Annotated in this window: 25 protein-coding genes; 14 read left to right on the plus strand and 11 right to left on the minus strand. The window is 53.0% G+C overall.

Going from position 1 to position 24,917, the window contains the following annotated elements; all coding sequences use genetic code 11:
* Positions 1 to 27: 27 nt before the first annotated feature.
* Positions 28 to 708, minus strand: coding sequence for a two-component response regulator DpiA (gene dpiA, locus JM656_RS15335; protein ID WP_203358516.1), 681 nt, complete (start codon positions 706 to 708; stop codon positions 28 to 30).
* On the minus strand, positions 677 to 2,338 hold the full coding sequence (dpiB, locus tag JM656_RS15340; protein ID WP_203358517.1) for a sensor histidine kinase DpiB: 1,662 nt from the start codon (positions 2,336 to 2,338) through the stop codon (positions 677 to 679). The genes dpiA and dpiB overlap by 32 nt, the downstream gene beginning before the upstream one ends.
* A 388-nt stretch (positions 2,339 to 2,726) precedes the next feature.
* On the opposite strand from dpiB, the gene citC reads away from it, so the two are divergent.
* From citC to rna, 8 genes are all read left to right on the plus strand, one after another.
* Entirely contained in the window at positions 2,727 to 3,803 is a 1,077-nt protein-coding gene (citC, locus tag JM656_RS15345) for a [citrate (pro-3S)-lyase] ligase (RefSeq protein WP_203358518.1), read from the plus strand.
* Positions 3,800 to 4,096, plus strand: a complete 297-nt coding sequence (gene citD, locus JM656_RS15350) for a citrate lyase acyl carrier protein (RefSeq protein ID WP_203358519.1) — start codon at positions 3,800 to 3,802, stop codon at positions 4,094 to 4,096. The genes citC and citD overlap by 4 nt, the downstream gene beginning before the upstream one ends.
* Positions 4,093 to 5,001 (plus strand): citrate (pro-3S)-lyase subunit beta, encoded by a 909-nt coding sequence (citE, locus tag JM656_RS15355; RefSeq protein WP_203358520.1) that lies wholly within the window; start codon positions 4,093 to 4,095, stop codon positions 4,999 to 5,001. Before citD ends, citE begins: the two co-directional genes overlap by 4 nt.
* A gap of 11 nt (positions 5,002 to 5,012) precedes the next feature.
* Complete coding sequence (gene citF, locus JM656_RS15360) at positions 5,013 to 6,545, plus strand: citrate lyase subunit alpha (RefSeq protein ID WP_203358521.1); 1,533 nt, start codon at positions 5,013 to 5,015, stop codon at positions 6,543 to 6,545.
* A 3-nt stretch (positions 6,546 to 6,548) separates the two neighbouring features.
* Positions 6,549 to 7,088, plus strand: coding sequence for a citrate lyase holo-[acyl-carrier protein] synthase (citX, locus tag JM656_RS15365; RefSeq protein ID WP_203358522.1), 540 nt, complete (start codon positions 6,549 to 6,551; stop codon positions 7,086 to 7,088).
* Complete coding sequence (gene citG, locus JM656_RS15370; RefSeq protein WP_203361298.1) at positions 7,078 to 7,971, plus strand: triphosphoribosyl-dephospho-CoA synthase CitG; 894 nt, start codon at positions 7,078 to 7,080, stop codon at positions 7,969 to 7,971. The genes citX and citG overlap by 11 nt, the downstream gene beginning before the upstream one ends.
* Positions 7,972 to 8,008: 37 nt before the next feature.
* On the plus strand, positions 8,009 to 9,472 hold the full coding sequence (citT, locus tag JM656_RS15375) for a citrate/succinate antiporter CitT (RefSeq protein ID WP_203358523.1): 1,464 nt from the start codon (positions 8,009 to 8,011) through the stop codon (positions 9,470 to 9,472).
* 108 nt (positions 9,473 to 9,580) lie between these two features.
* A complete protein-coding gene (rna, locus tag JM656_RS15380) occupies positions 9,581 to 10,387 on the plus strand; it encodes a ribonuclease I (RefSeq protein WP_203358524.1) in 807 nt (268 codons plus the stop codon).
* Between the two features lie 104 nt (positions 10,388 to 10,491).
* On the opposite strand, the gene JM656_RS15385 is transcribed toward rna, so the two are convergent.
* On the minus strand, positions 10,492 to 11,322 hold the full coding sequence (locus tag JM656_RS15385; protein ID WP_203358525.1) for an alpha/beta fold hydrolase: 831 nt from the start codon (positions 11,320 to 11,322) through the stop codon (positions 10,492 to 10,494).
* 285 nt (positions 11,323 to 11,607) lie between these two features.
* Between JM656_RS15385 and rnk the strand changes: the two genes are divergently transcribed.
* From rnk to uspG, 3 genes are all read left to right on the plus strand, one after another.
* Positions 11,608 to 12,018 (plus strand): nucleoside diphosphate kinase regulator, encoded by a 411-nt coding sequence (gene rnk / locus JM656_RS15390; RefSeq protein WP_203358526.1) that lies wholly within the window; start codon positions 11,608 to 11,610, stop codon positions 12,016 to 12,018.
* 143 nt (positions 12,019 to 12,161) lie between these two features.
* Positions 12,162 to 12,251 carry a small membrane protein YldA gene (gene yldA / locus JM656_RS22470; RefSeq protein ID WP_304521075.1) on the plus strand — a complete coding sequence of 30 codons (90 nt, stop codon included), beginning with the start codon at positions 12,162 to 12,164 and terminating at the stop codon, positions 12,249 to 12,251.
* Positions 12,252 to 12,375: 124 nt separating this feature from the next.
* Positions 12,376 to 12,804, plus strand: coding sequence for a universal stress protein UspG (gene uspG, locus JM656_RS15395; RefSeq protein ID WP_203358527.1), 429 nt, complete (start codon positions 12,376 to 12,378; stop codon positions 12,802 to 12,804).
* Between the two features lie 139 nt (positions 12,805 to 12,943).
* Here the strand turns inward: uspG and ahpF are convergent, their stop codons facing one another.
* Positions 12,944 to 14,509 carry an alkyl hydroperoxide reductase subunit F gene (gene ahpF, locus JM656_RS15400; RefSeq protein ID WP_203358528.1) on the minus strand — a complete coding sequence of 522 codons (1,566 nt, stop codon included), beginning with the start codon at positions 14,507 to 14,509 and terminating at the stop codon, positions 12,944 to 12,946.
* Between the two features lie 209 nt (positions 14,510 to 14,718).
* Positions 14,719 to 15,282 (minus strand): alkyl hydroperoxide reductase subunit C, encoded by a 564-nt coding sequence (ahpC, locus tag JM656_RS15405; RefSeq protein ID WP_162379580.1) that lies wholly within the window; start codon positions 15,280 to 15,282, stop codon positions 14,719 to 14,721.
* Positions 15,283 to 15,667: 385 nt separating this feature from the next.
* Between ahpC and dsbG the strand changes: the two genes are divergently transcribed.
* From dsbG to JM656_RS15420, 3 genes are all read left to right on the plus strand, one after another.
* A complete protein-coding gene (gene dsbG, locus JM656_RS15410) occupies positions 15,668 to 16,414 on the plus strand; it encodes a thiol:disulfide interchange protein DsbG (protein WP_203358529.1) in 747 nt (248 codons plus the stop codon).
* Between the two features lie 412 nt (positions 16,415 to 16,826).
* Positions 16,827 to 18,050, plus strand: a complete 1,224-nt coding sequence (locus tag JM656_RS15415) for a phosphoadenosine phosphosulfate reductase (RefSeq protein WP_203358530.1) — start codon at positions 16,827 to 16,829, stop codon at positions 18,048 to 18,050.
* Positions 18,035 to 18,652: a ParB/RepB/Spo0J family partition protein gene (locus tag JM656_RS15420; protein ID WP_203358531.1), complete on the plus strand. Its 618-nt coding sequence runs from the start codon at positions 18,035 to 18,037 to the stop codon at positions 18,650 to 18,652. The genes JM656_RS15415 and JM656_RS15420 overlap by 16 nt, the downstream gene beginning before the upstream one ends.
* 69 nt (positions 18,653 to 18,721) lie before the next feature.
* Here the strand turns inward: JM656_RS15420 and JM656_RS15425 are convergent, their stop codons facing one another.
* From JM656_RS15425 to entE, 6 genes are all read right to left on the minus strand, one after another.
* Positions 18,722 to 18,919: a YbdD/YjiX family protein gene (locus tag JM656_RS15425; RefSeq protein ID WP_192611510.1), complete on the minus strand. Its 198-nt coding sequence runs from the start codon at positions 18,917 to 18,919 to the stop codon at positions 18,722 to 18,724.
* 58 nt (positions 18,920 to 18,977) lie between these two features.
* Entirely contained in the window at positions 18,978 to 21,083 is a 2,106-nt protein-coding gene (cstA, locus tag JM656_RS15430) for a pyruvate/proton symporter CstA (RefSeq protein ID WP_203358532.1), read from the minus strand.
* A gap of 181 nt (positions 21,084 to 21,264) precedes the next feature.
* On the minus strand, positions 21,265 to 21,678 hold the full coding sequence (gene entH, locus JM656_RS15435; RefSeq protein WP_203358533.1) for a proofreading thioesterase EntH: 414 nt from the start codon (positions 21,676 to 21,678) through the stop codon (positions 21,265 to 21,267).
* 2 nt (positions 21,679 to 21,680) lie between these two features.
* Positions 21,681 to 22,436 (minus strand): 2,3-dihydro-2,3-dihydroxybenzoate dehydrogenase EntA, encoded by a 756-nt coding sequence (gene entA / locus JM656_RS15440; RefSeq protein ID WP_203358534.1) that lies wholly within the window; start codon positions 22,434 to 22,436, stop codon positions 21,681 to 21,683.
* A complete protein-coding gene (locus JM656_RS15445; RefSeq protein WP_203358535.1) occupies positions 22,436 to 23,293 on the minus strand; it encodes an isochorismatase in 858 nt (285 codons plus the stop codon). The genes entA and JM656_RS15445 overlap by 1 nt, the downstream gene beginning before the upstream one ends.
* A 13-nt stretch (positions 23,294 to 23,306) precedes the next feature.
* On the minus strand, positions 23,307 to 24,917 hold the full coding sequence (entE, locus tag JM656_RS15450; RefSeq protein ID WP_203361299.1) for a (2,3-dihydroxybenzoyl)adenylate synthase EntE: 1,611 nt from the start codon (positions 24,915 to 24,917) through the stop codon (positions 23,307 to 23,309).

The following is a 24,917-nucleotide window of genomic DNA, read 5'->3' on the forward strand; positions in this document are numbered from 1 at the left end:
ATTGCACCGCTATCCGGCATAGCCGAATCATCCTCCGTGGTAGATTCGTTGCGGCCTGCCAATCTTACCGTGAACGATCTCTGCAACAATCAGATGGCGACCTGCACAGTATTCCAGATAGCGCCGGGAGGTCGTCCGGCTAATGGTCAGCGCCTGCGCCACGGTTTCTGCGGTGTGCTGAACCGTCGGATCGCTAAACAGCTTGAGTATCGCATTAAGCGTTAACGCATCGATTCCCGTAGGCAGATCGCCTTTGGATTCTCCCCTGGCATATGCATTAAACATTTCGTCAATTTGCCGCTGACTGGCGCTGTCGTTACCCGCCAGCATGCGCCGGCGCTGCTGATACCGTGTAAGCGTTTGACCGAGTCGCTCATAGGCAATCGGTTTGATCAGATAATCAAACGCCCCGCTGCGCACGGCCTCAGACACCGTATCCATATCGCTGGCCGCCGTGGTAAAGACAACGCCGCCTGGATAGCGTGACTGCGTCAATTCATGGAGTAACGTGATGCCCTTTCCGTCTGGCAGATAGTTATCCAGTAAAATAAGTCCAGGCTTAAAACGCTCAATCATCATCCGGGCCTGCGCCAGATTCCCGGCAAGCCAGATCTGTTTAAAACCCGGAATATGGCGAATATATTCCGCGTGCATTTCCGCCAGCAGCGTTTCATCCTCAACGATCAGTATGCTTAATGGTTCCGTCATTGTTTTTTTTCACTTTCGGAAGAAATAGAGAAAACAAGGTGCCGCAAGGATCATTGTCTTCCAGTGCAATGATCCCCCCACAGCGCCCCACATAACTTGCAATCAAATACAGTCCAATGCCATGTTCTCCAGGTTCGTCAGTTCGCGTACTGACCCCCTGTTCGAATATTTTTTCGCGCAATGCCTCAGGAACGCCGCAACCCTGATCGGCAACTTCGATGATGACTTCATCCCCTTCGTCGCTCAAAAAGAGCTCAACGACATTATTTCCTTGCGGAGTCCGCAAACTGGCTTCAAAGGCATTATCGAGCAGATTCCCGACAATCGCCGCAAACTCTGTGCTATCAAGCCCTTCCGGAAGCTGGTGTAGCTGGCTACCGGGCACAATCGTCATCTGGAGCCCTAACTCCCGCGCACGCTGCACTTTGCCAAACAGTAGACCGGCGACCTGACGGTCGGAAAACGCGCTACGCAGGCTGTCAATAAGCTGTTGCTGCGCCTGCGATTCCCCCTGCACCATCTCCCGGACGCGATCATACTCCTTCATTTGCAGCAAACCATTGAGCGTGGACATCCAGTTTAGATGTTCATGGCGCAGAGTTCTGAGACTCTCAACATATTGTTTGATTTGGCTTAGTTGCGCATTAAGGGTAGAAATCTCATCTTTGCTTCGAAAGCTGATGATCGCCCCAAGTAACTCGTCGCCAGAGCGGATCGCCTCGCGATTAGCAATAACACTGAGCCCATTAAAATTGGCCATCACATTCTGGCGTGGCTCCGCGATCTCCTGAGTGAAAAAATCTGCGGGTTTCACCACCTCTTCAATCGGTTTTCCCAGCCACTGCCTCCCGGGAGAAGACAAACCCAGCATTTTCCTGGCGCTACGGTTAATGGCGGTAATAAACCCTTCAGGATCAACGGCAATCAGCCCTTCATAGACAGAACTAAACAACGCCTCCTGCTGGCGTACCACCCGCGCGATTTGCTTTGGTTCCATCCCCAACATCTGGCGGCGAATATGGGAAGCAAAAAACCATGAAAGTAGCATCAGTAGCAACAATAACAGGACAAATACGCCCGCCATCGGTAATAAAAAGTCCAGTCGCCAGCTATCGATTTTGCTGACCAGATAACCAATCGACACCACACCGATCACCTGACCACACTCATTGAATATCGGCGTCTTGGCGCGCATCGCCATGCCGATAGACCCCTCCCCCATAATAAAATAGCTTTCACCCTTTTCAAGCGCGCCGGGTTTGGTGAACTGCATGGGCTGACCAATTTTTGCCGGATTCGGGTGGTAGAGGCGAATCGAATTGCGGTCGCCGATCACGACATAGTCAAAATCGGTATCGCTCTGCAGTTTATCCGCAATGCTGGCTAATCGTGTGTAATCACGGTGTTCGACGGCAGAGATAATGCTGTCATTCGAGGCAATGATCTTCGCCTGGTTCATCGCCATATCCCTGACATGGGTCACCAGATAGTCCTCGAAACTCGCAGAAAAATACCGCGCCAGGGCCGCGATGATAAAAATAGAAACCACCAGAATAAGGAGAAAAATGCGTAACGGAAACGCAAGGCGCCGGAAAAAAAGAAACTGCTTTTTATTTTTATGAGCGGGCATTATTGTTCCTTACCTATGTCAACCGGTACACTTAACGCATAGATGTAATAAAAATGTTTTCTTCCGGAAGAAGAGAATAATCTAAGATCGTTACAGATTCCCCACCTTAAATCAATTAAACAAATTAAAACCACGCCTTAAATGATCGTTAAGTTAATTAAAAAACTTAAAACCATAAAACACATAAAAACCATCTAACTCTTTGTGAAATAAATCAAAATTTACCTCTTTAATACTCCTTACGATGTATATGTCAGGGAGAAAGAGGACTAATGGCGAATAAAAAAAGCAAAACGCCCTGACGTAAACAAAACGTTATCAATTGACAAAATTGCACAACAAACACAAAAACCCAGCAACAATATATATCTTCAGGAGCCTTTTCACTATGTTTGAAAATAATGTGTTCACACAAGTCAAACGCTCTGAAAATATAAAAATGGCGGCGATCACGCAATTCCTGAAAGAGAATGATCTGAGCGTGGACACCACCGTTGAAATATTCATAACTGTTATGCGTGACGATCGCCTTATCGCCTGCGGTGGCATTGCTGGAAATATCATAAAATGCGTGGCCATCAGCGAATCAGTACGGGGCGAAGGTTTAGCGCTAACGCTGGCGACTGAGCTTATCAATCTCGCCTATGAAAGACACTGCACACATCTCTTCATCTATACAAAAACCGAATACGAAGCGCTGTTCAAGCAGTGCGGTTTCGCTACGCTGACCAGCGTACCTGGCGTGATGGTGCTGATGGAAAACAGCACCACACGATTAAAACGCTACGCCGAATCCCTGGCAAAACAGCGGAGGGACGGCAAAAAAATTGGCTGTATCGTGATGAATGCCAACCCATTCACGCAAGGTCACCGGTACCTGATCCAACAAGCGGCAGCACAATGTGACTGGCTGCACGTATTCTTAGTCAAAGAGGATACATCCCGTTTCCCGTATGAAGACCGATTTGATTTAGTGCTCAAAGGGACGGCGGATATCCCGCGATTAACCGTCCATCGTGGCTCCGAATACATTATCTCCCGCGCCACCTTCCCGTGCTATTTCATCAAAGAGCAGAGTGTTATCAACCACTGCTACACCGAAATCGACCTGAAGATTTTCCGTCAGTACCTGGCGCCCGCACTGGGCGTCACCCACCGTTTCGTGGGTACTGAACCGTTTTGTACCGTCACCTCTCAGTACAACCACGATATGCGTTACTGGCTGGAAACGCCCGCGCTTCCCGCCCCACCCATTGAGCTGGTGGAAATTGAGCGGCTGTGTTTTCAGGAGATGCCGATTTCCGCCTCCTGGGTACGCAAGCTGCTGGTTAAAAAAGATCTCACGGCTATCGCGCCGCTGGTGCCTGAAGCCACTCTGCACTATCTGCAGAACATGCTTGAGCGCAGCCCATCCAGCGCGACAGTCCGCCAAAAGACCCCCGCATTAGAAACAGGTGAAAAATGAAAATAAACCAGGCAGCCGTCGCCGGCACACTTGAGTCTGGAGATGTGATGATACGCATCGCTCCGCTCGACACGCAGGAAATCGACCTGCAAATCAACAGCAGCGTTGAAAAACAGTTTGGCGATGCTATCCGCACGACCATTCTGGAGGTGCTCTCACGCTACGAAGTGCGCGGCGTACAGCTGAATGTCGATGATAAAGGCGCGCTGGACTGCATTTTACGCGCCCGACTGGAAGCCCTGCTGGCGCGCGCCAGCGGTATCCAGGCACTGCCATGGGAGGATCGCCAATGATTTCCACCTCCTTACAACAACGTAAATCCCGCACCCGTCGCAGCATGCTGTTCGTACCTGGCGCCAATGCCGCCATGATCAGCAATTCGTTCATCTATCCGGCAGATGCGCTGATGTTCGATCTGGAAGACTCTGTCGCACTGCGTGAAAAAGATGCCGCTCGTCGTCTGGTGTACCACGCCCTGCAACACCCGCTTTATCGCGATATTGAAACCATTGTGCGCGTTAATGCCCTCGATTCTGAATGGGGTATCAACGACCTGGAAGCCGTTGTCCGCGGCGGCGCCGATATTGTGCGCTTACCGAAAACCGACACCGCGCAGGACGTTATCGATATTGAAAAAGAGATCCTGCGTATTGAGAAAACCTGCGGCCGCGAAACCGGCAGCACCGGTTTGCTCGCCGCCGTGGAATCGCCGCTGGGCATCACCCGCGCGGTCGAAATTGCGCATGCGTCTGAACGTCTGATCGGTATTGCGCTGGGCGCGGAAGACTACGTACGTAACCTGCGTACCGAGCGTTCGCCAGAAGGTACCGAGCTTCTGTTTGCCCGATGCTCCATTTTGCAGGCGGCGCGTTCTGCCGGTATTCAGGCGTTTGACACGGTCTATTCCGATGCCAACAACGAAGCGGGTTTCCTGAATGAAGCTTCGCATATCAAGCAGTTGGGTTTTGATGGCAAGTCGCTCATTAACCCACGTCAGATTGAACTGCTGCACAACCTGTATGCCCCGACGCAGAAAGAAGTGACCCATGCCCGTCTGGTGGTGGAGGCCGCTGAAGCCGCTGCCCGTGAAGGCCGTGGCGTCGTTTCTCTGAACGGCAAGATGGTAGACAGCCCGGTTATTGAACGTGCTCGTCTGGTGCTTTCCCGCGCAGAACTTTCCGGCATCCGCGAAGAATAAGGCAAAAAAAAATGACGCAGAAAATCGAACAACTTCAACGACAAGAACGGGTAACAGCCTGGAGTCGCCGCGCGGAAAGTGAACTTTCCGCCTTTCAGAGCAGCTCAAAACAGAACCTGCAGGCGCAAAAACCGCGCAACAAAAAACTGTGTGCCGATCTCGAAGAAGCCATTCGCCGTTCCGGTTTGCAGGACGGTATGACTATCTCTTTCCACCACGCTTTCCGTGGCGGCGATCTGACGATCAACCTGGTCATGGACACGATCGCCAGAATGGGCTTTAAAAATCTGACCCTGGCCTCCAGTTCGCTGAGCGACTGCCACGCGCCGCTGGTCGGTCACATTCGCAAGGGTGTGGTTAGCCGTATCTATACCTCCGGTCTGCGCGGACCGTTGGCGGAAGAAATTTCCCGCGGATTGCTGGAAGACCCCGTGCAAATCCACTCACACGGCGGTCGTGTACACCTTGTACAAAGCGGCGAATTGAGTATTGATGTGGCATTCCTCGGAGTTCCCTCTTGCGATCCTTTCGGTAACGCCAATGGTTATACCGGTAAAGCCTGTTGCGGTTCTCTGGGCTATGCGAAAGTCGATGCCGAAAACGCGAAACAGGTCGTGCTGTTGACAGAGGCGTTACTGCCCTATCCGCATAACCCGGCCAGCATTGCTCAGGATCAGGTGGATCTCATCGTGCAGATCGATCAGGTGGGTGATGCCGATAAAATCGGTGCTGACGCGACCCGTATGACCACCAACCCGCGCGAACTGCTGATCGCCCGCAGCGCGGCAGAAGTAATCGCCAACTCTGGCTACTTCAAAGAGGGATTCTCCCTGCAAACCGGAACCGGCGGTGCGTCTCTCGCCGTCACCCGTTTCCTGGAAGACAAAATGCGCAGCCGCGACATTCGCGCCGATTTTGCGCTGGGGGGAATCACCGCCACCATCGTTGACCTGCATGAAAAAGGGCTGATCCGCAAGCTGCTGGATGTACAGAGCTTTGACCGTAATGCCGCCGAATCACTGGCTCGCAACCCGAATCACATCGAAATCAGCGCCAACCAGTACGCCAACTGGGGTTCTAAAGGGGCATCGGTTGACCGTCTGGATGTCGTGGTACTGAGCGCGCTGGAAGTGGACACCCACTTCAATGTCAACGTGCTGACCGGTTCTGACGGCGTACTGCGTGGCGCATCCGGCGGTCACTGCGATACCGCCGTTGCCGCAGCCCTGTCAATTATCGTCGCTCCGCTGGTACGCGGTCGTATCCCTACGCTGGTAGACAATGTAACCACCTGTGTGACCCCTGGATCCAGCGTTGACATTCTGGTGACAGACCATGGCATCGCCGTCAACCCGGCGCGTCCGGAGCTGGCCGAACGTCTGAAAGAAGCGGGAATGAAAGTGGTGTCGATCGAATGGCTGCGCGAACGTGCGCAACAGCTCACCGGTCAGCCTCGCCCGATTGAATACACCGACCGCGTGATTGCCGTGGTGCGTTACCGCGATGGTTCGGTCATTGATGTCGTTCATCAGGTGAAGGAATAAACCATGCACCTGCTCCCTGTTAATAATGCCACCCGTCATGCGGTTTCTATTCCCGAGCTGCTCGCCAGCCGTGATGAGAGACAAGCAAAGCAACACGCCTGGCTCGCGCGCCATGCTACACCACTGATCTCCTTTACCGTGGTAGCGCCAGGGCCGATTAAAGACAGCGAAGTCACCCGCGGCATCTTTAATCACGGCGTGAATGCTCTGCACGTACTGATGCAGAAATCTGGCTGGTTTATCAGGGAGCAGTCCATCGTGGTTTCAGCCAGCGGGCCGGAAGCGCTGTTTGCGCTTGAAGGTCCGGCCCGCGACATCAAGCTTGCCACGATCGAACTTGAACATCAGTCCCCACTGGGACGTTTGTGGGACATCGATGTGCTGACCCCTGAGGGGGTCATCATGTCCCGCCGCGATTTTGCGCTTCCGCCTCGCCGCTGTCTGCTGTGCGAGCAAAGCGCCGTTGAATGCGCGCGGGGTAAAACCCATGCGCTTTCCGAACTTCTCATTCACATGGAGGCGTTGCTGCATGATGCCCAATAAAGCAACGTCGACCACGACCACCGCCCTATCCCCCTCTTTGCTCGAAGACTGGGCAACGCTGGGATGGCGCGCCATGATGACCGAGGTGAATTTATCGCCCAAACCCGGTCTGGTGGATCGCCTCAACTGTGGTGCGCACAAAGATATGGCGCTGGAAGATTTCCACCGTAGCGCACTGGCAATCCAGGCCTGGCTGCCACGCTTTATCGAATACGGGGCTTACAGCGCGCAAATGCTGCCAGAAGACGTACTGAAAGGTTTGCGTCCGATTGGAATGGCTTGCGAAGCGGACATGTTCCGCGCGACCGCCGGGGTAAACACGCACAAAGGCAGCATTTTTTCACTGGGATTGCTGTTTGCCGCCGTGGGTCGCCTCCATCAACGACACTCCCCAATCACTCCCGAGACGCTCTGTCACACCGCCGCAGCATTTTGCGCAGGAATGACACAGCACGAACTGCGCCAGAACAATCAACAACTCACAGCAGGTCAGCGTCTCTATCAACAATTGGGGTTAACCGGTGCGCGAGGTGAAGCGGAAGCTGGCTATCCGCTGGTGATCCATCATGCGCTGCCGCACTACCGTGCTCTGCTGGCTCAGGGGCGAGATCCTGAACTGGCGTTACTCGATACCTTACTGCTGCTGATGGCGATGAATGGGGATACCAACGTCGCGTCTCGCGGTGGGGAGCAGGGGCTGCACTGGCTACAGCAGCAGGCAAAGAGTCTGCTGCAAAACGGGGGGATACGAACTCCCGCCGATCTTCATTCTCTACGCCAGTTTGACCAGCAGTGCATTGAACGCAACCTCAGCCCAGGGGGGTGCGCCGATCTACTGATTGTCACCTGGTTTTTAGCTCAAATTTCGCAAGTTAACCATTAACACAATTACATAAAAGATCCTTTCCGGAGAATCACTCATGTCTTTATCTAAAGATAATATATGGAAGTTGTTGGCCCCATTGGTAGTAATGGGCGTCATGTTTCTTATCCCTGTCCCCGATGGGATGCCCCCTCAGGCCTGGCACTATTTCGCCGTTTTTGTGGCGATGATTGTCGGGATGATTCTGGAGCCGATTCCGGCGACAGCCATCAGTTTTATTGCCGTTACCATTTGCGTGATTGGCAGCAACTACCTGCTGTTTGATGCCAAAGAGCTGGCGGACCCCAGTTTTGATGCCGGTAAACAGGCGTTGAAATGGGGGCTGGCCGGTTTCTCCAGCACCACCGTATGGCTGGTATTTGGCGCCTTTATTTTCGCTCTGGGCTACGAAGTGACTGGTCTGGGACGTCGAATCGCGCTGTTCCTGGTGAAATTCATGGGTAAGCGTACCCTGACGCTGGGCTATGCCATTGTCATCATTGACATCCTTCTGGCGCCGTTTACGCCCTCTAACACGGCGCGAACCGGGGGGACCGTATTCCCGGTAATCAAAAACCTGCCGCCGCTGTTTAAATCATTCCCTAACGATCCTTCCGCACGCCGTATCGGTGGGTATCTGATGTGGATGATGGTGATCAGTACCAGTCTCAGTTCTTCCATGTTTGTCACCGGCGCGGCACCGAACGTACTGGGTCTGGAATTCGTCAGCAAAATTGCAGGTATTCAGATTAGCTGGCTGCAATGGTTCCTGAGCTTCCTGCCAGTGGGCATTATTTTGCTGATCGTTGCGCCGTGGCTCTCATACGTGCTCTACAAGCCGGAAGTCACCCACAGTGCGGAAGTCGCTGCATGGGCTGGTGACGAGCTTAAAACCATGGGCAGTCTGACCCGCAAAGAAACAACGTTGATCGGTCTGGTACTGCTCAGCTTAGGTCTGTGGGTTTTTGGCGGCGAAATGATCGACGCCACCGCCGTTGGTCTGCTGGCCGTCTCTCTGATGCTGGCACTGCATGTTGTGCCGTGGAAGGACATTACCCGTTATAACAGCGCGTGGAACACGCTGGTCAACCTCGCTACGCTGGTAGTGATGGCGAATGGTCTGACCCGCTCTGGCTTCATCGACTGGTTTGCTTCTACCATGAGTTCTCACCTGGAAGGCTTCTCGCCTAACGCAACGGTGATTGTCCTGGTGCTGGTGTTCTATTTTGCGCACTACCTGTTCGCCAGCCTCTCCGCACATACCGCGACCATGCTGCCAGTTATTCTGGCGGTCGGTAAAGGTATCCCGGGCGTGCCGATGGAACACCTTTGTATTCTGCTGGTTCTGTCCATCGGTATCATGGGCTGTCTGACGCCTTACGCGACTGGCCCTGGCGTCATCATTTACGGCTGTGGCTATGTGAAATCCAAAGACTACTGGCGTCTGGGCGCGATCTTTGGTGTCATCTATATCGCGATGCTGCTGCTGGTGGGTTGGCCGATTCTGGCGCTGTGGAGCTAATCCCCTTCTCCATCCTCGGATGAAAATGATGCCAGTCAGATAAACCTGACTGGCATTTTTTATGGTTAAATAGATGATATACAGTATTTCTATATATCAGAATTAATCATGAAACCAATATGGCGTTACAGTCCTCTACTGGCCGCATTTCTGCTTCCAGTCTCCACGGTGAAAGCCGACGAACTTCAGGCGAAACAGTACGGTGATTTCGACCGCTATGTGTTGGCGCTCTCCTGGCAAACCGGTTTTTGCCAAAGCCAGCATGAACGCCAGCGTCAGGAACCTGACGAATGTCGCCTGCAAAAAGAAACCCAGGACAAAGCCGATTTTCTGACCGTACACGGACTGTGGCCAGGCCTGCCTAAATCCATCGCCGTCAGAGACGTGGATGAACGCCGATGGATGCGCTACGGCTGTGCGACCCGCCCGATCCCGAACCTGCCGGAAGCCCGCGCCAGCCGTAAATGCGCTGCCCCTCAAACAGGGCTGTCGCTGGAAAGCGCCGCGAAGTTGAGCGCGGTGATGCCCGGTGCCGGAGGACACACTTGCCTTGAACGCTATGAATACGCCAAACACGGTGCCTGTTTTGGTTTTGATCCGAATGTCTATTTCAACACAATGGTACGCCTAAACAGCGAGGTTAAGCGCAGCGCGCTGGGAGATTTTCTGAGAAGCCATTACGGTAAAGCCGTCAGCCGCGCGGACTTTGATGCCGCCGTGGCGGCAAGCTGGGGCAAAGAGAGCATCAAAGCGGTGAAGTTGAGCTGCCACGGCAATCCCGCCTACCTGACGGAAATGCAGTTTTCGTTACATGCAAACGCCATCAACAAGCCGCTGGCTGCCGCCTCTTTTGCATCGCAACCGCATCCCGGCAACTGCGGCAAACGTTTTATACTGGATAGCGTCGGATATTAAGGCCATGAAACCGGTGCATAAGCCGCACCGGTTTTACGCCAATTGCACTTCGCTCATCTCCCTGTTGAATAAAGAGGATCAGCGCAGCACACTCTGTTCAGCCATTATGACTGGATAAACGTCAACAGGTCCTGATTAATCTGGTGTTTATGGGTGGTACAAATACCGTGCGATCCCCCTTCGTAGATTTTCAACTGCGCGTCAGGCAACATCGCCGCCGCCGCTTTACCGCACGTTTCAAACGGGACGATTTGATCATCATCGCCATGAATAACCAGCGTCGGAATCGTCATTCTTTTGAGATCGTCTCGCAGGTCAGTCTCTGAAAACGCCTTAATACAGTCGTACAGAGCTTTTATTGACCCTTGTAAACCTTGCTCGACAAAGCTTTCGCGCACCGCTTTTGACTCTTTTTCTCCAGCCCGGTTGTAGCCATAAAACGCCGCGGTAAGCTCATAAAAAAACGCGGCGCGATCGTTGACGACGCCTTGCCGAATCCCATCAAACACCTCTTTCGGTACGCCGTTGGGGTTAAAATCGGTTTTGACCATGATGGGCGTCACTGCGCCGATCAGTACGGCTTTCGCAACCCGCTGTGTCCCGTGTCGACCAATGTAGCGTGCGACCTCGCCACCGCCTGTCGAATGACCAACGTGCACCGCATCTTTTAAATTCAGGTGCGACGTCAACTCGGCCAGATCATCGGCATACTGATCCATATGATGACCGTCCCAGGGCTGTGCCGAACGGCCATGTCCCCGACGATCGTGAGCAATCACGCGAAACCCTTTCGATCCCAAAAAAAGCATCTGATCTTCGAACGCATCTGCCGTCAATGGCCAGCCGTGGCTAAAGACGATGGGCTGCCCGCTGCCCCAATCTTTAAAGTACAGATAACTGCCATCTTTTAACGTGAGTTTGTCGTACTGGCTCATGAGCTCTCCTTCAAGGAAACGCTGAGTATGTGGACCCGCCCGCGGCGAGCGCTTAAAAAGCATAATGCAAATTTGAGAACGATCCCGTTTTTCGGCTAAAATTCACTCAATGCTATAAACGCTATCAATGTTAAGGATTTGCCCGAATGTGAACTAAATCACTTCAAAGAAGGGGTAAGTCTCAGTATCATCAGGAAAGCTAAACCCTCGCCGCCAGACGGTGAGGGTTTTCTTTTGGGATTATTTACCTGCGCTACTCGCAGTATCGACGACATGGAGTAATAAATGTCCAGACCAACTATTATCATCAACGACCTCGACGCCGAACGCATCGACCGCCTGTTGGAGCAACCTGCGTTTGCCGGTTTACCGATTGCTGATGCGTTAAACGCAGAGCTGGATCGCGCCCAAATGTGTTCACCAGAAGAGATGCCGCATAACGTCGTGACCATGAACAGTCGGGTGAAATTCCGTAACCTTGCCGACGGCGAGACGCGCGTTCGCACGCTGGTCTACCCGGCGAACATGACGGACAGCAGCACCCAATTGTCGGTGATGGCTCCGGTTGGTGCTGCCCTTTTAGGTCTGCGCGTTGGCGACACCATTCACTGGGAACTGCCAGGTGGCACCGCCACGCACCTTGAAGTGCTGGAGCTTGAATACCAGCCTGAAGCGGCAGGCGATTACCTGCGCTAACGCTGTCTTTTCAAAGCCAAACGCGTTATTTTGCAGAGGATGCATTCGCATCCTCTTTCCAGTTAAATATCAACCAAATTTATCATTCCTGCTTTTTTTACGACGAACTAACCTGATTGGGGTATCTGTCGGTGGAAAAGCATATGGCTGAGGCTCTCGGTATCACGGTAGTGTATATCCTGATAGCAGCGATTCTCGTTGCCGCTGTGCTATTTCTCGAACAGCACTGGTAATCCCTTATTCTCAGTATTGTCTCCTCTTTGATCCTTTAAAAACCTAAATCTGTGCCGTGACTGACAGAATCATATTCATTAATATGATGTTATATGTTCATGCGATAACAAGGAGAGACTGCTTATGTACAAAACAATCATTATGCCGGTTGATGTTTTCGAAATGGAACTGAGCGATAAGGCCGTACGCCACGCTGAATTTCTGGCGCAACAGGATGGCGTCATTCATCTGCTGCATGTCCTGCCGGGTTCCGCCAGTTTGAGTTTGCATCGGTTTGCCGCCGATGTTCGCCGTTTTGAGGAGCATCTACAGCACGAAGCGGAAACCCGCCTGCAAACGATGGTCGGTCATTTCAGTCTTGATCCTTCGCGGATTAAGCCGCATGTTCGTTTTGGCAACGTGCGGGACGTGGTCAACGACTTAGCGGAAGAACTGAAGGCGGATGTGGTGGTCATTGGGTCACGAAACCCGTCAATCAGCACCCATCTTCTCGGTTCTAATGCGTCAAGCGTTGTCCGCCATGCCAACCTGCCCGTGTTGGTCGTGCGTTAATTCGCCCAAGTCTGATACTGAAAAGCCCTGCCTGGAGAGAGTCCGGCAGGGCTTTTTGTTGTAACTGAAGATAATAAAAAAACCGCCCGGAATTTCACAGGCGGTTTGAGCTTGCAGGTGACAGTCTTACTGTCTTTTTTTATGCGGTCTTCGTGCGAATCAGATAATCAAACGAACTCAAGGAAGCTTTGGCGCCCTCGCCTGTCGCGATGATTATCTGCTTGTACGGTACGGTGGTGCAGTCACCGGCGGCGAATACGCCCTTCACGCTGGTTTCACATTTCGCATCAATGATGATTTCACCCATGCGGTTACGTTCAACAGCGCCTTCCAGCCAGGTGGTGTTAGGTAACAGACCAATCTGAACAAAAATGCCCGACAGTGCCACGTTGTGAACATCGCCGCTGACACGGTCACGGTACTCAAGCCCAGTGACTTTGCTGCCATCGCCTTTCACTTCTGTGGTCTGCGCGTTCAGGATGATATCGACGTTTTTCAGGCTGCGAACTTTATCCTGCAGCACCTGATCGGCTTTCATCTCCGGCGCAAATTCCAGCAACGTCACGTGCTCCACAATGCCTGCCAGATCGATAGCCGCTTCCACACCGGAGTTACCACCGCCAATCACTGCCACGCGTTTGCCTTTAAACAACGGGCCGTCACAGTGCGGGCAGTACGTCACACCTTTGGTACGATATTGGTCTTCACCCGGTACGTTCATATTGCGCCATTTGGCACCCGTCGCAATGATAATGCTGCGTGCTTTCAGTACCGCACCGGATGCCGTTTGAATCTGGTGCAGACCACCTTCTTGCGCTGCTGGAACCAGTTTACTGGCGCTCTGGCTATCAATCACATCCACATCGTAATCATCGACGTGCGCTTTTAATGCCCCCGCCAGCTTTTGACCTTCGGTTTTCGGCACCGAGATGTAGTTTTCGATGTCCACGGTATCAAGTACCTGTCCGCCAAAGCGTTCACCCATCAACCCCGTGCGAATGCCTTTACGCGCAGAGTAAACAGCCGCCGCAGCGCCCGCCGGGCCAGAGCCGACAATCAGCACATCATACGCATCACGCGTGTTCAACTCTTCTGCTGCGCGTTTCTCTGCGCCGGTATCCACTTTCGCGACGATTTCCGTCAGGGTCATGCGCCCCTGGCCGAACTCTTTCCCGTTAACGTAAACCGCCGGAACGCCCATCACGTTACGTTCGGTGATTTCGTTCTGGAATGTCCCGCCGTCGATTGCCGTATGCTTAATACGTGGGTTCAGCACTGCCATCAGGTTCAGTGCCTGCACCACGTCCGGGCAGTTGTGGCAAGAGAGCGAGTAATAGGTTTCAAACTCAAAATCACCGTCGATTTCGCGGATCTGCTCAAGCAGCGTCTGCGCTTCTTTCGACGGATGACCACCGGTCCACAACAGTGCCAGTACCAGAGAGGTAAATTCATGCCCCAACGGGGAGCCGGCAAAACGCGGTCCCTGGGTTGAACCCGGGTTGGCTATCAGGAATGACGGCTTGCGTACGGCCAGGCTGTTATCTTCTTTAAAGGTGACTTTCTCTGACAGTTCGGCAATTTCAGTCAGCAGTTCCTTGATTTCCGCCGATTTGGCGCTGTCATCCAGCGTGGCAATCAGCTCAACAGGTTTCGTCAGTTTCTCAAGGTAAGCCTTGAGCTGGGTTTTCATGTTAGCGTCGAGCATCGTTAATCTCCTGCTTTAAAAACATCATCATGCAAGCGGCCTTGCGGGCAGCCTGAATGCGGCTTGCATCATAGTGTTGGAATGAAATGGGCGCTGATGCGCCCATTGATTGCCGGGTGGCACTTCGTTTACCCGGCCTACGATGTTGTAGGCCCGATGTGTAGGCCGGATAAGCGCAGCGCCATCCGGCTTCGAAGCGCCTTAAAGGCTTAGATCTTACCAACCAGGTCTAAAGACGGTGCTAAAGTCGCTTCGCCTTCTTTCCATTTCGCCGGGCAAACTTCGCCTGGGTGAGAAGCCACATACTGAGCCGCTTTGATTTTACGCAGCAGGTCAGACGCATCGCGGCCAATGCCTTCAGCGGTAACTTCGATTGCCTGGATGATACCCTGCGGGTCAACAACGAAGGTTGCGCGGTCAGCCAGACCTTCGTCTTCACGCATGTTGTCGAAGTTACGGGTCAGGGCGCCAGTCGGGTCGCCGATCATCGCATATTTGATTTTCGCGATGGTTTCAGAGCTGCTGTGCCATGCTTTGTGAGTGAAGTGGGTATCGGTAGAAACAGAGTAAACGTCTACGCCCAGTTTCTGCAGTTCATCGTAATGGTCAGCAACGTCACCCAGTTCAGTCGGGCATACGAAAGTGAAGTCAGCCGGGTAGAAGAAGAAAACGCTCCAGCGGCCTTCGGTATCTTTTTCGGTAACTTCGATGAATTCACCGTTTTTGAACGCCTGGTTTTTGAAAGGTTTAATTTTAGTATTAATCAAGGACATCTGTACTTCCTCCGTGTTTTCGTTGAGTTGTAAGTTAACGAAATTTTTCCGATTCGGCTAATGCGTTTCCATTATCAAATCAATAAGCGTTATCTAACAACCGACGCATGACAACTTTGTGAACCCTAAGCCGCCACCGGCGACAAAAAGTAAAAAGGCCCCCTTTTCAGGCGGCCCCATTACCTGAACTACCCGTAGGTAACTTCAGTGCCAGTGAAACTGGCTATGTGTTGCGCTCTACATTACCTTAACAAAGGCTGTAACAGCGAAGGGGATTACAACACCCCACTGAAGAAAGGGCAATCATCCGGCTTAAGGTCTTATCTATGGCTGTGATAGGTTTGATCTGCGCCTTTTCTTTCGCACTGATTTTTAAGGAAAAACAATGCTAAAACGAACGCTATTGCTGACTCTCCTCCCTCTCATCGCTCAGGCGGAAGATCTGCCAGCGCCGGTCAAAGCCATCGAAAAACAAGGTATTACAATCCTGAAATCCTTCGATGCGCCGGGCGGGATGAAAGGTTACCTGGGAAAATATCAGGACATGGGCGTCACCATTTATCTCACCCCAGACGGCAAACAGGCGATCTCCGGGTACATGTATAATGAAAAAGGTGAGAACCTCAGCAATGCATTGATAGAAAAAGAGATCTATGCACCAGCTGGGCGAGAACTGTGGCAGCGCATGGAAAAATCATCCTGGCTGTTAGACGGTAAAAAGGATGCGCCCGTCGTACTTTATGTGTTCGCCGATCCTTTCTGCCCTTACTGCAAGCAATTCTGGCAACAGGCCCGTCCCTGGGTAGAATCCGGCAAAGTACAATTGCGAACCCTGCTGGTTGGCGTGATCAAACCTGAAAGCCCGGCAACTGCGGCGGCGATTCTGACCACGAAAGACCCGGCAAAAACCTGGCATGACTATGAAGCCTCGAACGGCAAACTCAAGTTGGAAATCCCAACATCCGTTCCTCCTGAGGCGATGCGTATTCTGAACGTCAATCAAAAAATCATGGACGATCTGGGTGCTAACGTCACACCCGCCATCTACTATTTGAATAAAGAAAACACGTTGCAGCAGGTTGTAGGATTGCCAGAAAAAGCACAGCTGGATGCGATGATGAATAGCCGTTAACGTAATACTAAGGGTGATTGTTCTCATTCCAGTCACCCGGTTAAATCACTCACTTCGCTTATCGCATAATGCAGGAGTCAGCACTCAAGAAAGCATCGTCATTGACTACCTACAGATTGTGATGTTCCGGGGCGTCCATACATTATTATTTTTATTCAACATGACAATATGAGTAACCGTGCGTCGTTAATTAATAAATGATTTGAAAAATATATATTTCGAATTAACTCACTGTATCAGTCAGAAAACATTACTTCCCTCAGTTCAACTAAGTTAATCCATATTTATTATTGATCACCGAAAAACATTCATAAATACAATACTTTAAACTGTTGCATGTTTAAATAATTGGCATATCTTATAATAAAACATTTCGAGTAAAATCAATTTAATATTGAGAGCCACCGCCAAAATGTCCATCTATAAATACCCGCTTGACCAAAATGTCCTGGAGGCCGCGCAAGAGCGCATTACATGGACGCTTGAAACGCTCCCACGGGTCTGTGTTTCATTTTCTGGCGGTAAAGATTCTGGTCTCATGCTGCACCTGACCGCGACCCTTGCCCGTCAATTACAGAAAAAGATCTGCGTATTATTCATTGACTGGGAAGCGCAATTCTCTTGCACCATTGAGTATGTCCAGGCGCTACGAAATGAATATTCCGATGTCATCGACGATTTTTATTGGGTTGCCTTACCGTTGACGACACAAAACGCATTATCCCAATACCAACCCGAATGGCAATGCTGGGCCCCGAATACAGACTGGGTACGCAAACCGCCACCGGATGCGATTACCGACCCCGGCTATTTTCCTTTTTATCAGCCAAATATGACCTTTGAGCAGTTTGTTCGTTTTTTTGCTGACTGGTTTTCTAACAACCGGCCCGCCGCAATGCTGATCGGTATCCGGGCCGACGAATCTTACAACCGATTTGGCACCATCGCCTCCTTACAGAAGCAACGTTTTGCTGATGACAAACCCTGGACAACCTCCGCGCCGGGTGGACATACCTGGTACATTTACCCAATGTATGACTGGAAAACCGCAGATATCTGGACCTGGTTTGCGAAGACAAACAAACGCTGTAATCCGTTGTATAACCTGATGTACCAGGCCGGTGTACCCACCCGCTACATGCGGATTTGCGAACCCTTCGGCCCGGAGCAGCGTCAGGGACTGTGGCTGTACCATGTCCTCGAACCCGAACGCTGGGCAGCCATGTGCGCGCGCGTAAGCGGTGTGAAAAGCGGCGGTATCTATGCCGGTCACGACAACCATTTTTATGGTCATCGAAAACTCTTAAAGCCCGATCATCTAAGCTGGAAAGAGTACGCCTTACTGTTGCTGAACAGCATGCCGGAACAAACCGCCGAACATTACTGCAATAAAATCGCCGTCTATTTACAGTGGTATAAAAAGAAAGGTCTGGACGATATTCCCCAAACGCAAGACAGCGATATTGGCACAAAAGATATCCCTTCATGGCGACGTATCTGCAAAGTGCTGCTGAATAATGATTACTGGTGCCGGGCACTCTCTTTCAGTCCAACAAAACCGAAAAGTTACCAGCGTTATAACGAACGCATGAAAGCGAAACGTCAGGAATGGGGAATACTATGCAACAACGATTAACTCAGGAATTAACCCACTTTCTCTCGGCACTGCCGGAAGAGGAACGGATCCGCGCTATTAATGAGTTCAGAATGGCCATCCACAGCGTCAGCCCTTTTCGTCATGAACCTGTCGACTGCGTGTTGTGGATTAAAAATGAACACATTACGCCAAACGATTACAACCCCAATAATGTGGCGCCGCCGGAGAAAAGGCTGCTGCTCAAATCGATTGAAGCAGACGGCTTCACACAACCGATCGTCGTGGCGCAATCCAGTTCAGAGGAGTACGAGATAATAGATGGTTTCCATCGGCACGAATTAGGAAAAGGAAAAGCGGCGCTAAGAGCGCGCCTGAAAGGCTATCTACCCGTCACATGCCTGGAGCGCACGCGCCATGAACGTATTACGTCCACGATTCGCCATAACCGCGCACGTGGCCGCCACCAGATCCACGCCATGTCAGAAATCGTTCGTGAACTGTCGCAACTGGGCTGGGACGAGAAAAAAATCGGTAAAGAGTTAGGGATGGATGATGATGAAGTGTTGCGTCTGAAACAAATCAACGGCCTGCAGGAGTTGTTTGCAGGTCGCCAATTTTCGAAAGCCTGGACGGTGAAATAACGGCAAGGTGAATCTGCGTTCAGCCGCTGAAAGCAGCCTCACCGCGTAAGAAAGAATGAAGAGCATCCGCTAGCAACAACGCGCGCCGCCTTTTCCCCCATAGCGCGCGTCCTGCCGCTCACGGAAAAACTCTTCATAGGTCATCGGCGTTTGGTCCGGATGCGTGACGCGCATGTGCTCAACATAGTTGTCGTAGTCCGGCACGCCGATCATCAATCTTGCCGCCTGGCCCAGATATTTCCCGGCTTTTGAGAGCGTATCAAACATAGCGGTTACCTGTTATGCAAACGCCCTCTCCGGTCGGAGAGGGCTTAATAGTTGAAGATTAGTGCGCGCCTTTCGCCTGCGCCACGATCTCTTCTACATTTTCCGGCATCGACTCATACGGCGTCTCTTTTGCCGTCGGTTTGTCGACCTTCAGGGCCGCCAACGCGGTCTTGATGGAGAACACCGCCAGCACCACCACCACCACCATGAAGAAGACAGTCAAACCGGCATCCAGACGGTTGTTAAACACCAGCTGTGACAATTGCGATTCGGTGTACTGCGCCGGGATCTTGCCGCTGTCGATCATCGCCTGGAACTTATTGGCGATAGCCAGGAAACCCACTTTGTTGTCCGGGCTAAACGCTTTCTGCCAGCCAGCGGTGAGCGTACAAATCAGCAGCCAGGACGTGGGGACGAGGGCGACCCATGCGTAGCGCTGACGTTTCATCTTGAACAGAACCACTGCACAAAGCATCAGCGCCATACCCGCCAGCATCTGGTTGGCAATACCAAACAGCGGCCACAGGGTGTTAATTCCGCCCAGAGGGTCAACCACGCCCTGATGCAGGAAGTAACCCCAGGCCATCACGCAGAGCGCGGTCGCCAGCAGGTTGGCAGGCAGTGAATCGGTGCGTTTCAGCCCCGGAGAAACCACGCCCAGCAGATCCTGCAGCATAAAGCGCGCTGCGCGGGTTCCTGCGTCCACCGCCGTCAGAATAAACAGCGCTTCAAACAGAATCGCAAAGTGATACCAGAACGCGACGTCCATCATACCGCCGAGCGCACCGTGCAGAATGTAAGCCATCCCCACCGCCAGCGTCGGTGCGCCGCCCGCACGCGAGATAATGGATTGTTCACCCACTTCATTGGCGATTTGATGCAGCGTGTCCGGCGTAATCGCAAAGCCCCAACTGCTCACCACCTGCGCCGCAGAAGCCACCACATCGGTGGTACCGGCTGGCGCCAGCACGGCCATTGGGCTGTTCATGGCAAAGTAGACGCCCGGATCGATAATACAGGCGGAAACCAGCGCCATAATGGCAACGAAGGATTCCATCAGCATACCGCCGTAACCAATAAAACAGGCCTGGCCTTCGTTCGCCAACATCTTCGGCGTGGTGCCGGAAGCGATCAGCGCGTGGAATCCGGACACCGCCCCACAGGCAATCGTGATAAACAGGAACGGGAACAGGTTGCCCGTCCACACCGGCCCTGTACCGTCAACAAATTTGGTCAGCGCGGGCATGGTCAGCGTGGGTCGCATAATCAGAATGCCGACCGCCAGGCCCACGATGGTGCCAATTTTCAGGAACGTGGAGAGGTAGTCACGCGGTGCCAGCAGCAGCCATACGGGCAGCACTGCCGCCACAAAACCGTACCCCACCAGCATCCAGGTCAGCTGTACGCCAGTGAAATCAAAGTACGGCGCCCAGGTGGGACTTTGGGCCACCCAACCACCGGAAATGATGGCAAAGACCAGGAATACCAGACCGATGACCGACACTTCGCCAATGCGTCCGGGGCGCAGATAACGCAGGTACACCCCCATGAAGATCGCCAACGGAATGGTAAACGCCACGGTATAGGTTCCCCACGGGCTGTGGGTCAGGGCTTTGACGACGATCATCGCCAGCACCGCCAGAATAATCACCATGATCATAAAACAGGCCACCAGCGCAATAACGCCTGCTGTGGGACCCATTTCCTCTTTGACCAACTCCCCCAACGAGCGACCGTCGCGGCGAGTCGACACAAACAGCACCATAAAGTCCTGCACCGCCCCGGCTAACACCACGCCAGCCAGCAGCCAGATCATACCGGGCAGGTAGCCCATCTGCGCTGCCAGCACCGGTCCCACCAGCGGGCCCGCGCCAGCAATGGCGGCAAAATGGTGACCGAACAGCACTTTTTTGTCGGTAGGGACGTAGTCCAGACCGTCGTTATGACGCACGGCAGGCGTCATACGCGTCGGGTCAACCGCCAGCACATTTTTGGCGATATACAGACCATAAAAACGGTAGGCAATGAGATAGACACAGACCGACGCCACCACAATCCACAGCGCGTTGATCTGTTCACCACGGTTTAACGCAATATATCCCAGCGCAAATGCTCCCATTACAGAGAGCACTGTCCAGACGAGGTATTTCCCTGATTTATTCATGGTTGTTGTCCGTTTGCGTGTTCCAGAGAGATGTTACATTTTGTTTCTATAACACCTTTGCTGGTTTTAACAACATGACAACTTCATAAACCAGATATATCACTGATCATTTACATTGCATTGTTAACTGGATCACTCCATTCACCTGCTAACCCTGCAATATCATTTTATTTTGCCGACGTTACCCCAGAACCGCAGTCCCTAAACGGCAGGTGCAACAACGCCGTCCTTGTTCATCAAAAACAGCAATTTCCCAACTCTGATTTTGCCGTCCGAGATGCAGCGGCTGGCATACACCGCGCACTTTTCCCTGTGATACCGCACGGTGATGAGTGGCGTTCAGTTCGGTGCCGACAACGCACTGCCCGTCGCGGGTCATCAGATAACCCGCCATTGAACCCAGCGTCTCCGCCAGCGCCGCTGACGCCCCGCCGTGCAGCAAACCAAACGGCTGATGCGTCCGGGCATCAACCGGCATTTCCGCTTCCAGCACGTCGTCACCGAGTCGGGTATAGACAATGCCAAGATGCGCCACCATCGTGTTCTGGCTGGTGGCATTCAGTTCTTCAAGCGTTAAATGGCGTTTCCAGATCATCGTTATGCCCCAAGCGTAGAGCCGCCATCAACCACAATATCCTGCAGCGTAATGTGGCTTGCCAGATCGGAAGCCAGAAACAGAATGGTATTGGCGATTTCCTGTGGACGCGCGATTTTCCCCAACGGAATGCCGAGTTTAAACTGCTCGCCAAAACCGCGAATTCGCTGCTGTTCGGCGTCATCACTGACCCACAACGTGCGCTGCATATCGGTGTCCGTTGACCCAGGTGAAACGAGATTACACCGCACGCCGCTGGCGGCCAGTTCGAGGCCGACGGTCAGCGCCAGACTTTTCAGCGCCGCTTTCGATGCGCCATAGGCGCTCATGCCAACCCGCGGCGTATGTGCGGCATCGGAAGCTACGGTAACGATAGCTCCCCCCTGCTGGTGACGAAACTGCGCCATCGTCTGCTGGAAGAGATTAAACGCGCCGCCCACGTTGACGGCAAAGGTCTGCTGCCATTCATCAGCGCTGAGTTCATCCGTGGTGCCCATACACAAAATCCCCGCAGCGTTCACCAGCACGTCCAGACGTTCGTTTTTTTGCAGCAGGCGCTGACACACCTGCGCCACCTGCTCACTCTGTGCAATATCCAGCACCTCGGTCGCAAACGGATAGTCGTCGCGCGTAAATTCACGATCGAACCCGGTGACGCGCGCGCCAGCGTCGACAAACGCCCGCGCCGTCGCATAGCCAATGCCTTTTCCGGCACCGGTGACCCAGACGGTTTTGCCCTGAAAATCAAAACCAGCCATCATTTCACCTCGCGGGAAAGCAGCGCCCACCAGGCGTCAATCGTCGGGTTCTTCGCTAACATGACAAAATCGATGTCGCTGTGCACTTTACGCCAGCGTGCCGCCAGCGCCATCATGCGCACCGAATCCAGACCGTAGTCGATCAGATTCTCATCGTCCATCGGCTCGTCGGACTCATCCAGCAATGGCAGAATAGCCGTCCGCAGCGCCTGTTTGCTGGCAGGAACCGGCGTGGGCAACAGTTCTTGCGTCATGACCACGCGGCCAGTACGTCCCGCCACATAATTCAGCGACATCAGATGTTCGTCACGACTAAAGTCGGCCAGCGCATCCGCTACCATAAACGGCTTAATATCACGCATAAAGGCATCCGTTGCGGTAGTCATACAACCAATGTGCGCATACACCCCAGTAATGATCAGCTGATTGCGGCCGGTTTCTTTCAGCATTTGCTCCAGTGGAGAACGGTGGAATGCGCTGTAACGCCATTTCACCAGCACGTTATCAGCCTCATCCGGCGCCAGCGGCCCGACAATTTTTTGTTGCTCAGGAGAGCGCGTCAGCCCCGGTCCCCACATATCGTTCAGCAACGCCCTGTCTTCATCACTTTGCTCTTTAGGCTGAGCGGTGTAATAGACCGGAATATGGTTCTCTTTACAGTACTGACGCAGCGCGGCGATATTGGCGATCACCTGCTCCATCATCGGGCAATTATCGCCCCAAAAACTGACGAAATAGTCCTGCATATCATGGATAAGCAGCGCGGCGCGCTCCGGTTCAACGTCCCAGTTCACTTTGCTGGAGGGAATATCAAGTGCGGTGGGCAGCGCGTAAGCCTGCAGTTTAGGAATAGCCATGTTATTTTCTCCTTCAGGCAGGTGCCCGTGACGCCAGCCACTGACGTAATTGTTTTTTATCGACTTTACCTACCGGGGTCAGAGGCAGAGCCTCAACGCATTCCACACGGTCCGGTAATTTGAACTCCGCAACGCCCTGCTCACGCAGGAAACGTCGTACCTGTACCGCACGCAGCGGCGATTTCACCACCAGATACGCGCAGCTTTTCTCCCCCATAAGCTCATCTTCCATGCTGACCAACGCCGCGTGGATCACCGAAGGATGACGCAATAACAGGTTTTCGATCTCTTCGGCGGCGATCTTCTCCCCACCACGGTTGATCTGATCTTTTTCTCGCCCCTGCACCGTGATGTACCCTGCTTCGTCGATCGAGATCAGATCGCCGGAGCAGTAAAAACCGTCGGCATCGAATGCATTGGCGTTATGCTCAGGACTTTTGAAATAGCCGCGAAAGGTGTACGGCCCACGCGTCATCAGGCGACCGGTTTCCCCTTGCGGCAGCGGATTGCCCTCGGCATCCGCCACCCAGACTTCATCATCCGGACACATCGGGCGACCCTGGGTATGAATAATGCGCTCCGGGCTGTCGTCCAGACGGGTGTAGTTCACCAGCCCTTCGGCCATCCCAAACACCTGTTGCAACTGGCAACCAATTTCGGCCGGAATGCGTGCAGCCAGCGTGGCGGAAAGCCGCGCCCCGCCCACTTGCAGCAGCTTCAGTGACGCCAGTTGTGCGTTACTCCCCCATTCGCCAATGGCCTGAAGCCACAGGCTGACTGCCGGAGGCACCAGCGCCGTTGAATTGATCTGATGTTTTTCAATGAGCGGGAAGCACAGCGTGGCGCTCGGATCGGCGGCCAGCACCACAGTTCCCCCCGCCAGGAACACGCCCAGCGCTCCCGGAGAACTCATGGCATAGTTATGTGCTGCCGGAATGGCGCACAAATAGCGAGTCTCTTCGCTGAAATGGCAGATTTCGTTACTACGACGCACGCTGTAGTAATAGTCGTTATGGGTACGCGGGATCAGTTTCGGCGTACCGGTTGTGCCGCCGGAAAGCTGAAAGTACGCCACTTCATCGGCCGGCGACGGTGCCGCAGTAAAATCTGCGGCGGGTTCACTCATCGCCGCGCGCAGGTTGTGCTCGCCCTCGTCATTAAGCAATTGCATGACGCGGACAGACGCGTGTTCAGCCATAAACGCATTCAGGAAATCATCCCCGGCGAACAACGCATGCTGGCGATCGGCAATCAGCAGCGTCGGTTCGATTTGCTTTGCGTACGCATTAAGTTCCGTTCGCTGATGGCTGAACAGCGCCAGAACCGGGGCCACGCCAATCTTCAACAGGGCGAAAAAGGTGATGTATAACTCCGCCACATTGCCCAGTTGCACCAGCGCAGTGTCTCCCGCGTTAATCCCCTGACGACGCAGGCTGCAGGCCAGGTTCTCCGAGACTTGATTGAGTTGGCGATAACTCAGGTGACGCTCGCCCTCAATCACCGCCGTTTTATCGCTCTGCGCATGGCGGGTCAGAATGTCCGTTAAGGGCAAATCCTGCCAGTACCCTTTTTCACGGTAGCGACGGGCAAATTCGTCTGGCCACCGGGTGAAAGGAATGCTCAT

The organism is Citrobacter sp. R56, from assembly GCF_016811995.1.
GTDB lineage: Bacteria > Pseudomonadota > Gammaproteobacteria > Enterobacterales > Enterobacteriaceae > Citrobacter_D > Citrobacter_D enshiensis.